Genomic DNA, 13068 nt, shown 5'->3' with positions numbered 1-13068 from the left:
CAGGAGGGTGGCAATGCGTCTGCCGCATGGGATGATCTTGGTGGCCATACTGGCCTTGTCGGCCTGTTCAAGGCCCGAGGGAGACCTCAACCTGCGCAATCTGCGGTCGATGGGCGCGGGGCCGGATGAATTCTCGGTCCTGCCCGGCAAGCCGCTGGAGATGCCGACCGAGGTCGCCAGCCTGCCTGCGCCCACTCCGGGCGGCTCCAACCTGACCGATCAGAACCCGCTGGCCGATGGTGTGGCCGCTCTGGGCGGACGCCCCGGTGCATTGGTGCCGCAGGGCGTCGCCGCGTCGGACGCGGCGCTGGTGCAGCATGCCGCCCGCAACGGTATCTCAAGCGATATCCGCATGACCCTTGCGGCCGAGGATGCCGAGTTCCAGCGCAGCCGCTCGCGGTTCACGAAGTTCCGCATTTTCCGCGACGTGGACCGCTATCACGAGGTCTATCAGTCCGAGATGACCGATCCCTATGCCGAACTGCGCCGCTTCCGCCGGATGGGAGTCGCCACACCCTCGGCACCGCCGCCCGAGCGGCGCTGATCCGTCACATCTGCGTCAGTCCGGGTTGCGGTTGAACGGCGACTGCCTATCCTTGCATTGATCCAATCCGAGGAGGACACCCGTGTTCCGACTGACTGCCGCCGCCGTGTCACTGGCTCTGAGCCTGACACTGGGCCTTTCCCGTCCTGCGATGGCTGATGAGCAGGTCACGCATTTCACGCTCGATAACGGTATGGATGTGGTGGTGATCGAGGATCATCGCGCGCCCGTCGTCGTCCATATGGTCTGGTATCGGGCCGGGTCCGCGGATGAACCCGCTGGCGCCTCCGGTATCGCGCATTTTCTGGAACATCTGATGTTCAAGCGGACCGAGACGATGGAGTCGGGCGAGTTTTCGCGCACCGTGGCGCGCAACGGCGGACAGGACAACGCGTTCACCAGCTATGATTATACCGGCTATTTCCAGCGGGTCGCGGCGGATCGTCTGGGTCTGATGATGCAGATGGAGGCGGACCGCATGGTCAACCTGCGCCTTGACGATGCCGAGATCGCGACCGAGCGCGAGGTCATCATCGAAGAGCGTAACCAGCGGGTCGAGAACAGCCCCGCCGCCCTGTTCCGCGAGCAGAAGGACGCGGTGCAATACCTCAACCATCGCTATGGCGTCCCGATCATCGGCTGGCGTCATGAGATGGTGTCGCTGGACCGCGATGACGCACTGGCCTTCTACGAACGGTTCTACGCGCCGAACAACGCCATTCTGGTGGTCGCAGGGGATGTGACTCCCGACGAGGTCCGCGCGCTGGCCCAAGAGCATTACGGGCCGATCCCCGCCAATCCCGCGTTGCCCGAACGCCTCCGCCCGACCGAGCCGCCCCAGACCGCTGAACGCCGGATCACCTTCCGCGATGCGCGGGTGGCGCAGCCCTATGTCAGCCGGTCCTATCTGGCCCCCGAACGCGACAGCGGCGCGCAGGATACCGCCGCCGCCCTGACCATTCTGGCCGAGGTGCTGGGCTCCGGCACCACATCGGTGATGGCCGAGGCCTTGCAGTTCGACAGCCAGGTCGCGACCTTCACCGGGGCATTCTACAGCGGCATGTCGCTGGACAAGACGACCTTCGACGTTGTTGTCGTGCCCTCCGAAGGTGTGACGCTCGAGGAGGCCGAGGCCGCGATGGACAAGGTTCTGGCCGAGTTTCTGACGACAGGGGTGGACCCCGAACAGCTTGACCGGATCAAGATGCAACTGCGCGCCGCGCAGATCTATGCGCGCGACAACGTGGACAGTATCGCCAACCGCTATGGTCGCGCCCTGACGCAGGGCCTGACGGTCGAGGATGTGCAGGCCTGGCCCGACATCCTGCAGGCGGTGACTGCCGACGACGTGATGGCGGCGGCGCGGATGGTGCTGGATCGCAGGCAGGCCGTGACCGGCTGGTTGATGGCCGAGGAGGTGACACAGTGATGATGCGTTTCATTCTGCCGCTGATGCTGGCGCTGGCGGCGCTGCCCGCGCGCGCTGCGATCGAGATCAAGGAAGTCGTCAGTCCCGGCGGCATCACCGCCTGGCTGGTCGAGGATCACACGATCCCCTTCACCGCGCTGGAAGTCCGTTTTCGCGGTGGCGCATCCGTCGAACCGATGGACAAGCGTGGGGCGACCAACCTGATGACAGCGCTGCTGGAAGAGGGTGCGGGCGAAATGGACGCGCGCGCCTTTGCCCGCGCGCGCGACGGCCTGGCCGCCTCGTTCCGCTATTCCGTTTCGGATGACGCGCTGTCCGTCTCGGCCCAGTTCCTGACCGAAAACCGGGATGCGGCGGTCGATCTGCTGCGCCAGTCGCTGATCCAGCCGCGTTTCGACGCCGAGGCCATCGAGCGGGTCCGTGCCCAGGTCCTGTCGGGCTTGCGGTCGGACGAGAAGAATCCGCAAAGCATCGCCGCGCGCCGCTTTGACGGGCTGATCTTCGGGGATCACCCCTATGCCTCCTCGCTGGATGGTACGATCGAAACGGTCAGCGCCCTGACCCGTGACGATCTGCGCGCCGCCCATGCCGCAACGCTGGCGCGGGACCGCATCTATGTCTCTGCCGTGGGGGATATCACGGAAGCCGAGCTTGGCACCCTTCTGGACAAGCTGCTGGGCGACCTGCCCGCCACGGGTGCCGCCATGCCGGGGCCGGCAGATCCGGTCTTTCCGGGTGGTGTTGATGTCGTGGATTTTCCGACCCCGCAATCTGTTGTTTTGTTCGGCCAGCCGGGTGTCGGTCAGGAAGCCCCCGATTTCTTTGCTGCCTTCATTCTGGATCACATTCTGGGCGGCGGCGGGTTTGAAAGCCGCCTGATGACCGAGGTGCGCGAGAAGCGCGGCCTGACCTATGGCATCTACACCTATCTGGCTGACCGCGATCACGCGCAGACATGGGGCGGATCGGTGGCATCTGCCAATGACCGGGTGGCCGAGGCGGTGGACGTGATCCGCGCCGAATGGACACGGTTGCAGACCGAGGGTGTCACTGCCGAGGAACTGGAGAACGCCAAGACCTATCTGACGGGGGCCTATCCCCTGCGGTTTGACGGAAACGGCACGATTGCCAACATCATCGTCGGCATGCAGATGCGCGGCCTGCCCATCGACTATGCCGCGACCCGCAATGACAAGGTGAATGCCGTCACGCTGGAGGATGTAAACCGCGTCGCGCGGGAGGTGCTGGACCCTGCGGCGCTGAGTTTCGTCGTCGTGGGGCAGCCCGAAGGCCTGACAGGGACGTCGAACTGAACCCGCGCCTCAAATCCCTGCGACCGCGATCCCGGCGCTGCATGGGGTCGCATCCGCCTGAAACAGGTTCACCCCTGCGCCGCAACAGGGTAAGAGGCACCCTATCAGGCAGGAGAACTGGACGATGACCACCCCGAAACCCGTGGTGCTGTGCATTCTGGACGGCTGGGGCCACCGGGAAGATCGCACCGCGAACGCCCCCGCATTGGCGAACACCCCGACCTTCGACCGGATCATCGCGACCTGTCCGCATAACCTGTTGATCACACATGGTCCGGATGTGGGCCTGCCGACCGGGCAGATGGGCAATTCCGAAGTGGGGCACACCAATATCGGCGCAGGCCGCGTGGTGGCGATGGACCTTGGCCAGATTGACCTTGCGATCGAGGATGGATCGTTCTTCACCAACGCGGCCCTTCAAGCGTTCATCGCCACGTTGAAAGCATCGGGTGGGACAGCGCATCTGATCGGTCTGGTGTCGGATGGGGGCGTGCACGGGCATATGAGCCATATCCTTGCGGCGATGCGCGCGATCACGCAGGCAGGCGTGCCCGTAGTGCTGCATGCTGTGACCGACGGGCGTGATGTGGCGCCCAAATCCGCCTATGGCTACCTCGAGGACCTTCAGGCAGCGATGCCGAACGGGGCAAGGATCGGCACGCTGACCGGGCGCTATTTCACGATGGATCGCGACAACCGATGGGAGCGCGTGGCCGAGGCCTATGAGGCGATGGTCCATGCCAAGGGACTTCACGCGGCGTCGGCCCATGCCGCCGTGACTGCGGGTTACAACCGGTCCGAAACCGACGAGTTCATTACGGCCACCGTGATCGGCGACTATGCAGGCGCGCGCGATGGGGACGGGTTGTTCTGTCTCAACTTCCGTGCCGACCGGGCGCGCGAGATCCTGGCGGCCATGGCCGCGCCGCTTTTTGCGGCCTTTGACGCGGGCGCGCGCCCCGTTTGGGCGGCCTGTCTGGGCATGGTCGAGTATTCCGAGGCGCACAACGCCTATATGACGACGGTTTTTCCTTCCCGAGAGATCGTGAACACGCTGGGCGAATGGGCGGCAAAGCACGGCAAACGCCAGTTCCGGCTGGCCGAAACCGAGAAATACCCCCATGTTACCTTCTTTTTGAACGGCGGCGAGGAACAGCCCGAGACAGGCGAGGACCGCTATATGGCTCCATCGCCCAAGGTCGCAACCTATGACCTGCAACCCGAAATGTCCTGCGCTGAGGTGACTGACCATTTCGTGCAGGCGATCCAGGATGGTTACGATCTGATCGTCGTCAATTACGCGAACCCCGACATGGTCGGGCATACGGGCGATCTCAAAGCCGCCATCGCCGCTTGCGAGGCGGTGGACCAGGGGCTTGCCCGCGTCGTCGCCGCCCTGGAACAGGTGGGCGGCGCGATGATCGTCACGGCGGATCATGGCAATTGCGAGGTCATGATAGACCCCGACACGGGCGGGCCGCACACAGCCCACACACTCAACCCGGTCCCCGTTGCCCTTGTGGGCGGGCCGTCCGGTGTCAGCTTGAAACCCGGACGGCTGGCCGATCTGGCACCCACTCTTCTGGAACTGATGGGGCTGCCGCAACCGCCGGAGATGACCGGAGAAAGCCTGATCGTATGATCCGTGCCGCTGCCTTTGCCGCCCTGATCATTTCGCTGGTCACTGGCCCCCTGCTGGCCCAGTCGGAGGGTGAGGCCGCCGAGGCGGCGCGTGCCGCTGCCGTGCGGCTGGAACAGGCGACCCGGCAACTTGATGAGGCACAATCGGCCCGCGACCGGGTGCGCGCCCTGACCGAAACCGTGGCCGCTTTCGAGGACGGTCTTGAAGCAATGCGGGACGGGCTGCGCCGTGCGAGCCTGCGCGAGGCGCGTCTGACCCGCGAGTTGCAAGCCCGCGAGGCCGAGGTGGCGCAGCTTCTGGGCGTTCTGCTCAGCATGGGGGACAGGCCCTCGCCGACCATGTTGCTGCATCCCGCGGGCCCGGTGGGCACCGCACGTTCGGGCATGATCCTGACCGATGTCACGCCCGCGCTGAGCGCGCGTGCCGACGAGTTGCGCACAAGACTGTCCGAGATAACGACCCTTCGGATCTTGCAACAGAACGCGGTCGAGACCTTGCAGAACGGGTTGAATGGCGTGCAGGAGGCGCGCACGGCCCTGTCCCAGGCTGTTGCCGACCGCACCGATCTGCCACGCCGCTTTACCGAAGATCCGGTGCGGACCGCGATCCTGATCGCCTCGACCGAAACGCTGGAAGGTTTTGCCAGCGGCCTGTCCGAGATGACGACCGACGAGGATCGTGCGGACCTGCCCGATATCTCGAACCTGCGTGGGACATTGCCTCTGCCGGTGCAGGGACAGATTCTGCGCCGGGCCGGAGAGGCGGATTCGGCGGGAATCACGCGCCCCGGCCTGCTGGTCGCCACCCGCCCGCGCGCGCTTGTCACGGCGCCCACGGCCGCGACGATCCGCTACCGGGGGCCGTTGCTGGACTACGGAAACGTGATGATTCTCGAGCCTCAGGCCGGCACTCTTTTCGTGCTTGCCGGTCTGGATGTGGTTTATGGTGGGATAGGAGAAGTGATCCCAGCCGGCAGTCCGATCGGGCTGATGGGGGGGCAGGATGCGGAGATCGGCGAAATTCTGGCCAATTCCGGAAATGGGACTGGAACCGGGCGCCCCGAGACGCTCTATATCGAAGTCAGGCAGGATGATGCGCCGGTCGATCCGGAAGCATGGTTCGCAACGCGAGAGGAAGACTAGATGAACAAGTTCGTGATGGCCGCGATCGGTGGAACGATGGTCGGGGTCCTGGCCACGACGCAGTTGGCAGCACCGCTTCTGGCGCAGGAATCGGCGAAGAACAGTTCGGTTTACGAGCAACTTGACCTCTTCGGCGACATTTTCGAGCGGATCCGCGCCCAATATGTCGAAGAGGTGGATACCAACGAACTGATCGAAGCGGCGATCAACGGGATGTTGACCTCGCTTGATCCGCATTCCAGCTACATGTCCCCCGAGGACGCAGCCGATATGCGGGTGCAGACACGCGGGGAGTTTGGTGGTCTGGGGATCGAGGTCACGCAGGAAGAGGGTTTCGTCAAGGTCGTCTCGCCGATCGACGGCACACCTGCCGATGCCGCCGGGGTCGAGGCGGGCGATTTCATCACCCATGTGGACGGGCAAAGCCTGATGGGTCTGACGCTGGATCAGGCGGTGGACATGATGCGCGGTCCTGTTGGCAGCGAGATCGTGATCACCATCCTGCGCGAGGGAACCACCGAGCCCTTCGACATCTCGATCATCCGGGATACCATCAAACTGACGGCGGTGCGGACCCGGACCGAGGGGCAGACTGTCGTGTTGCGCGTCACCACCTTCAACGATCAAACCTATGCCAACCTTGAAAGCGGGCTTGCCGAATCCATCGAGGAGGCGGGCGGTATCGATGCGATCAGAGGGGTGGTTCTGGACCTGCGGAACAACCCCGGTGGTCTGTTGACCCAGGCGATCCGCGTGTCGGATGCTTTTCTGGAGAAGGGTGAGATCGTCTCGACCCGTGGCCGCAACCCCGAGGATGGGGAGCGGTTCAATGCCACGCCAGGCGATCTGGCGCAGGGTAAACCCATCGTGGTGCTGATCAATGGCGGGTCGGCCTCGGCCTCGGAAATCGTGGCGGGGGCGTTGCAGGATCATCGTCGCGCCGTGGTGATCGGCACGAAAAGCTTCGGCAAAGGCTCGGTTCAGACCGTGATGCCCTTGCGGGGCGATGGTGCGATGCGCCTCACGACTGCGCGGTATTACACGCCGTCGGGGCGCTCGATCCAAGCGCTTGGTGTTTCGCCGGATATCGTGGTGGATCAGCCGCCGCGCCGCCCCGAGGCCGAGGATGAAGAGGGCACGACCCCTCCCGGTCGGTCCGAGGCAGATCTGCGCGGTTCGTTGAACAATGACAGCCTGTCCGAGGATCAGATTCGCCAGATCGAAGAAGACCGCGCCAAGGCGGAACTGGCGGCAAAGCTGCGCGAGGATGATTACCAGCTGGCCTATGCGCTGGATATCCTCAAGGGGCTGTCGGCCCTTGGTCCGGTTCGCTGACGCGCCTTTGCCTCGCACCTTTGCGGTGCGGGGCATGTCCCTTGAATGCCGGAATAGAGCGCTATGACGCCCAGCCCTGAACAGATAGCCCTGCTGCCCTATCGTCCTTGCGTCGGCGTGATGCTGTGCAATGACAGGGGTGAGGTCTTTGTGGGTCAGCGGCTCGACAATGACACGCCGGCCTGGCAGATGCCCCAAGGTGGCATAGACGAGGGTGAGGCCCCGCATGACGCCGCGCTGCGCGAACTGTGGGAGGAGACCGGCGTGACCCCCGATCTGGTCAGCGTGGTGGCCGAGACTGCCGACTGGATCCCCTATGACCTGCCGCATGAGATTGTCCCGCGCATCTGGAAAGGCCGTTTCCGGGGGCAGCGCCAGAAATGGTTCCTGATGCGGTTTCACGGCAGTGATGACCAGATCAATATCCTGACCAGCCATCCCGAATTCTCGGAATGGCGCTGGCTGGACCCGTCCGATCTGGTGGATCACATCGTCCCCTTCAAGCGGGCAGTCTATGCTGCGGTGCTGGCGGAATTCGGCCCGCTGATCTGAGGGCGAAAACCCGTCCCTGACTGACGAAAATTGCTTCCCAGAACCTTTGCTTTCCGCTAGGTGCGGCGCATGGGACAGGACAAGATCAATACGCAGGCCATTGGCCTTGATGTCGGGCTGGCATTCACCAAATGGCTGACCGGGGCCGAGAATCTGCATTACGGGCTTTGGGATGGGCTGGAGGTCAGCGCGGCCAACCTGCGCGCCGCGCAGGAGGCCTATACGGATCGTTTGTTCGCGCTGCTGCCTGACCGGCCCTGCCGCATCCTTGATATTGGTGGCGGCGCGGGCGAGACGGCGAAAAAGCTGCTGGCCCTCGGTCACTCGGTCGATATCGTCGTGCCCAGCCCCTTTCTGGCCGGCCGCTGCCGCGCGAATGCGCCTGCAGCGCGCGTCCATGAATGCATGTTCGAGGATTTCACCGCCGCCCCGGCCAGCTTCGACCTCTGCCTGTTCTCCGAAAGTTTCCAGTATATCCCACTGGATCAGGGCCTGCCGAAATGCCTCACGCTGCTGGCGCCGGGGGGCGAGATCATCGTGGCCGATTGCTTCCGCACGCCCGAATATACCGGCGACCGGATGCTGGCTCCGGTTGGTGGGGGGCACCGCATCGTCGCCTTCCGCGAAACGCTCGCCACCCTCCCTCTCGACATCGTCAGCGAGGAGGATGTCACCCTGTCCGCCGCCCCGTCGGTCGAGATCGAGCAAGGGCTGTTCAACGTCTTCGGCTATGGCCTGACCCGCGTGGATCAGGACCTTGCACGCCACAAACCCCGCCTGCGCTGGCTTCTGCGCCGCGCGATCCGTACGTTGATCAGCGAACGCAAACGCGCACGCCTTGATCAGCGCCTGAACCAGCAGACACGCAACCGCGAGAATTTTGCGCGGTTCAACATCTACCTTCTGATGCGCCTGCGCCCGAAAGCCTGACACGGCAGCCCCTTTCATCGTTCCCCAAATACTCAATTGCGCCATCTGCCGCAGGTGATCCCGATGATAGGACTCGAAAAAGAACAAAACGTGAATATACTGCAAGGTCATGTTCGCAGAACTGTGCATCACCTCGAATTTTACCTTTCTCACCGGGGCGTCCCACCCCGAGGAATTCATGCAGCGTGCCGCCTCGCTTGGCCTCACAGCCATTGCCATCGCGGATCAGGACACGGTCGCGGGCATCGTGCGCGCCCATGCCACGGCGCGCGAGATTGCGCGGCAGGTGGCCGAGCGTCAGGCGCATCTGGCCACCCATGGGATCATCGGCCCGCCCGATCCGGCTCGCGCGCCAGAGGATCAGGGTCCGCGTTTCACCTGCCCGCGTCTGATCCCCGCCGCCACGCTGCATCTGGCCGAAGGGCTGGTGCTGACCGCGCTGCCCGAGAACCGCACCGGCTGGGCGCATCTGTGCCGCCTTTTGACGCTGGGCCGCCGTCGCGCGCCCAAGGGGGGCTGCGATCTGCGCCTGACCGATCTGGAGGGGCAGACCGAAGGGTTGCATTTCCTGCTGCACCCGCCAAGGCCTGACAGCGGCGCGCGCGATTGGCTGCCACTGGCAAGCGCCCTGACGCGCCGCCTGGTCTGCCAGATGCATCTGGTGATGGCCCCCCGCTATGACGGGCAGGACCGCGCGCGGTTCGACCGTCTGGCAAAGCTGGCCGTTGATCTGGGCATCCCCACGCTCGCCTCGGCCACGCCCCTGATGCACGAGGGGCGCCGCCGCCAGATGGCCGATGTGCTGACCGCGATTCGCACCGGCACCACGGTTGACAGGCTGGGCCGCGCGGCGCTGGCCAATGGCGAGCAGCGCCTGCGGTCCGAGGCCGAGATGCGCCGCCTCTTCGAACCCCATGCCGCCGCCGTAGACCGCGCGGGCGCCTTGGCGGATCGCCTGATCTTCTCGCTGGACGCGTTGCGCTATGAATACCCGTCCGAGGTGACAGGGGGCGAAACAGCCGCTGCCCGTCTGCGCCGCCTGGCCCTTGCCGGGCTGGACTGGCGCTATCCCGAGGGTGCGCCCGACCGCGTGCGCGGGATGCTGGAACATGAGCTGACCCTGATCACCAAGCTGAACTATGAGCCCTATTTCCTGACCGTGCATGACATCGTCGATTTCGCGCGCGGGCGCGGAATCTTATGCCAAGGGCGCGGATCGGCGGCGAACTCTGTGGTCTGCTATTGCCTTGGCGTCACTTCGGTCTCGCCCGAGATCGGCACGATGGTGTTCGAGCGTTTCGTGTCGGAAGCCCGCGACGAGCCGCCCGATATCGACGTGGATTTCGAGCATGAACGGCGCGAAGAGGTGATACAGCATATCTATGACCGCTACGGTCGCCACCGCGCCGGGCTGTGTGCGACCGTCATCCACTACCGCGGCAAACGCGCCATCCGCGAGGTGGGGGCGGCCATGGGCCTGTCGCAGGATACCGTCGCCGCGCTCAGCTCGCAGCTGTGGGGCTTCTACGGCATGTCCGGCACCGAGGATGCCCGGTTGCGCGAAATCGGGCTGGACCCGACCGAGCCGCGACTGGCCCGCACCATGGCTCTGATCCATGAGATCGTAGGCTTTCCCCGCCACCTGAGCCAGCATGTCGGCGGCTTCATCATCACCGAGGGGCGGCTGGACGAACTGGTCCCCATCGAGAATGCCGCGATGGAGGGCCGCACCGTCATCTGCTGGGACAAGGATGACATTGATACCTTGGGTATCCTCAAGGTCGATATTCTCAGCCTTGGGATGCTGACCTGCATCCGCAAGGCGTTTGACCTGATCGCGCAGCATCATGGCACGCGGCACCGGCTGGCGACCTTGCCGCCCGAAGACCCGCGCGTCTATGACATGCTGTGCCGCGCCGATTCCGTGGGTGTGTTTCAGGTGGAAAGCCGCGCGCAGATGAACTTCCTGCCCCGGATGAAACCGCGCAGCTTCTATGATCTGGTGATCGAGGTCGCCATCGTGCGCCCCGGTCCCATTCAGGGCGATATGGTGCATCCCTACCTGCGCCGCCGCAATGGCGAGGAGAAGATGGAGTTTCCCTCAGACGCGCTGGGCGCGGTGCTGGCCAAGACGCTGGGCGTGCCGCTGTTTCAGGAACAGGCGATGCAGATCGCCATCATCGGCGCAGGCTTCACCCCGGACGAGGCCGACAGGTTGCGCCGGTCACTGGCCACCTTCAAGAAACACGGCAATGTGTCCGCGTTCCGCACGCGGTTCCTGCGCGGCATGGCACGCAACGGCTATGACATGGACTTCGCCGAGAGGTGTTTCAGCCAGATCGAAGGTTTCGGCAGCTACGGTTTCCCCGAAAGCCATGCCGCCAGTTTCGCGCTCTTGGTCTATGCCTCGGCATGGCTCAAATGCCATCATCCGGGTATCTTCGCCTGTGCGCTGCTGAACGCGCAACCGATGGGCTTCTATGCCCCGGCACAGATCATCCGCGACGCGCGCGAACATGGCGTGCAGGTGCGGCCGGTCTGCGTCAACAACAGCTATTGGGACAATGTGATGGAACCCGACGGTCTGGGCGGGCTCGCGCTGCGTCTGGGTTTCCGCCAGATCAAGGGCCTGCGCGAGGATGATGCCGCGTGGCTCTGTGCCGCGCGTGGCAATGGCTATCCCACGGTGGCGGATGTCTGGCGCCGCGCGGGGCTGTCGCCTGTAGTAGTGGCACGACTGGCCGAGGCGGATGCCTTCGCCGACCTTGGCCTCAACCGCCGTCAGGCCCTGTGGGAGGCCAAGGCCCTGACCGCCGCCGCGCCCCTGCCGCTCTTCGCGCTGGACATGGACGGCGAGGGGATCGTTGAGCCCGCCGCCCATCTGCCGCAGATGACGCTGGGCGAGGAGGTGGTCGAGGATTACGTCGCCATGCGCCTGTCGCTCAGGGCGCATCCCTTGGCGCTGCTGCGTCCGCTTCTGACCCCTGCACCCGCGCCGCGCGCCGCGCCAGCTTGGCCGCAAGGTTAAGGCCGACACCGGGGCGCGACCACGGGCAAACGGCAATGCAGATCGCGCAACCATTGGTCTGGTTGAAGAAAGGCAGGCAGCGGTCGAAATCCACATACCACTTGTCCACGCCGCGCACGGTCTGCTTTTCGGGCGCGATGGCGAAAGGCGGGCAGGCATCCTCGCAGATGCGGCAACTGGCGCAGAAATCGTCCACGCCAAAGCTCTGCGGCGGGGTGGGCGCAAAGGGCGCATCGGTCAGCACCGCCGCAAGGCGAAAGGACGCGCCCATGTCGGAGTCGATGATCGATCCATGCTTGCCCAATTCCCCAAACCCGCAGGCCAGCGCGGGCGGGATCAACAGCAGTTTGCCCGCCATCGGGCCGGTCACCGGCTCGGCCTCCCAGCCCTGCTGGCGCAACCAACTGGCCACGGTCTTGGCGGCGGCGGCCGCGCGGCCATATTGGCGGATCACCTCGCCGCCCGCCTCGGCCTCGGGCGCGGTGCTGATCGCGTCGAAATCATGCTGCACGCCCAGCATGATCACCCGCGATTGCGGGATGCTCTGGCCTTCATAGACCCATCCTGTATCCATCACCGCGACGCCGGTCTTTTCGCAGATACCATCCTCGACGAATCGCGTCAGGGACTCGGTCCATTCCTCGGACGGGCGCTCCACAGGCGGGCCCGCCAGATCGGCCAAGGGAGCAGCAAGGATCATCTGCCGCGCGGCGCGTGCCGCCACGATGGGTGCGGCATCAGGATCGACGGTATAGAACCACCGCTGCATCGCCCCATGGGGGATCGTGTCGGGATCAGGAGCCCAATAGACCACGCGCGCAGGCCGCGCGGCCTCCTCGCCCAGACCGTTGATCGCATTGCCCGACAAAGGCGGGGCCAGCGCCATCTGCGCAGGATCGGGAACAAAAGGGCGATGCGGGTTCTGACGTGGCATGATGACAGGCTACACCCGCACCCACCCCGCCGCGCAAGGATTTTTGCGCGCCCCTTCATCGTTCCGCAAATACTCACAATCCCGCGATAGCCCGGCCAAACCACATGGTGTGATTGCGGCGGTCGCTCTCCAGTGGCGAACGAGGTCCGGTATGTTGGCCTCATGTATATAAGGCGTGAGGAGAACGACCTATGGAACATTATGCTGGTTTGGATGTGT

General features: G+C 64.7%; 10 protein-coding genes. 9 read left to right on the top strand and 1 reads right to left on the bottom strand.

What is annotated here, in order from left to right:
- Positions 1 to 13: 13 nt before the first annotated feature.
- From PVW27_RS04375 to PVW27_RS04335, 9 genes are all read left to right on the top strand, one after another.
- Positions 14 to 544: a DUF3035 domain-containing protein gene (locus PVW27_RS04375; protein ID WP_274555463.1), complete on the top strand. Its 531-nt coding sequence runs from the start codon at positions 14 to 16 to the stop codon at positions 542 to 544.
- 151 nt (positions 545 to 695) lie between these two features.
- Positions 696 to 1973: a M16 family metallopeptidase gene (locus tag PVW27_RS04370; protein WP_274555798.1), complete on the top strand. Its 1278-nt coding sequence runs from the start codon at positions 696 to 698 to the stop codon at positions 1971 to 1973.
- Positions 1973 to 3286: a M16 family metallopeptidase gene (locus tag PVW27_RS04365; RefSeq protein WP_274555462.1), complete on the top strand. Its 1314-nt coding sequence runs from the start codon at positions 1973 to 1975 to the stop codon at positions 3284 to 3286. Before PVW27_RS04370 ends, PVW27_RS04365 begins: the two co-directional genes overlap by 1 nt.
- A gap of 124 nt (positions 3287 to 3410) precedes the next feature.
- Positions 3411 to 4928, top strand: coding sequence for a 2,3-bisphosphoglycerate-independent phosphoglycerate mutase (gpmI, locus tag PVW27_RS04360; protein ID WP_274555460.1), 1518 nt, complete (start codon positions 3411 to 3413; stop codon positions 4926 to 4928).
- Positions 4925 to 6070 (top strand): murein hydrolase activator EnvC family protein, encoded by a 1146-nt coding sequence (locus tag PVW27_RS04355; protein ID WP_274555459.1) that lies wholly within the window; start codon positions 4925 to 4927, stop codon positions 6068 to 6070. Before gpmI ends, PVW27_RS04355 begins: the two co-directional genes overlap by 4 nt.
- On the top strand, positions 6071 to 7405 hold the full coding sequence (locus PVW27_RS04350; protein WP_274555457.1) for a S41 family peptidase: 1335 nt from the start codon (positions 6071 to 6073) through the stop codon (positions 7403 to 7405).
- A gap of 63 nt (positions 7406 to 7468) precedes the next feature.
- The gene (locus PVW27_RS04345) at positions 7469 to 7957 is read left to right on the top strand and encodes an RNA pyrophosphohydrolase (protein ID WP_274555455.1); all 489 of its coding nucleotides are present in this window, start codon (positions 7469 to 7471) and stop codon (positions 7955 to 7957) included.
- A gap of 69 nt (positions 7958 to 8026) precedes the next feature.
- Entirely contained in the window at positions 8027 to 8887 is an 861-nt protein-coding gene (locus tag PVW27_RS04340) for a class I SAM-dependent methyltransferase (RefSeq protein WP_274555453.1), read from the top strand.
- Between the two features lie 109 nt (positions 8888 to 8996).
- On the top strand, positions 8997 to 11915 hold the full coding sequence (locus PVW27_RS04335) for an error-prone DNA polymerase (protein ID WP_274555451.1): 2919 nt from the start codon (positions 8997 to 8999) through the stop codon (positions 11913 to 11915).
- Here the strand turns inward: PVW27_RS04335 and PVW27_RS04330 are convergent.
- On the bottom strand, positions 11830 to 12849 hold the full coding sequence (locus tag PVW27_RS04330) for a 4Fe-4S dicluster domain-containing protein (RefSeq protein ID WP_274555449.1): 1020 nt from the start codon (positions 12847 to 12849) through the stop codon (positions 11830 to 11832). The two genes, PVW27_RS04335 and PVW27_RS04330, sit on opposite strands and share 86 nt — an antisense overlap.
- Positions 12850 to 13068: the final 219 nt, after the last annotated feature.

This window comes from Seohaeicola sp. 4SK31 (genome assembly GCF_028802875.1).
Classification (GTDB): domain Bacteria; phylum Pseudomonadota; class Alphaproteobacteria; order Rhodobacterales; family Rhodobacteraceae; genus Seohaeicola.
Note: the sequence above shows the minus strand (reverse complement) of the source record. Positions and strands in the feature narration are given on the sequence as shown.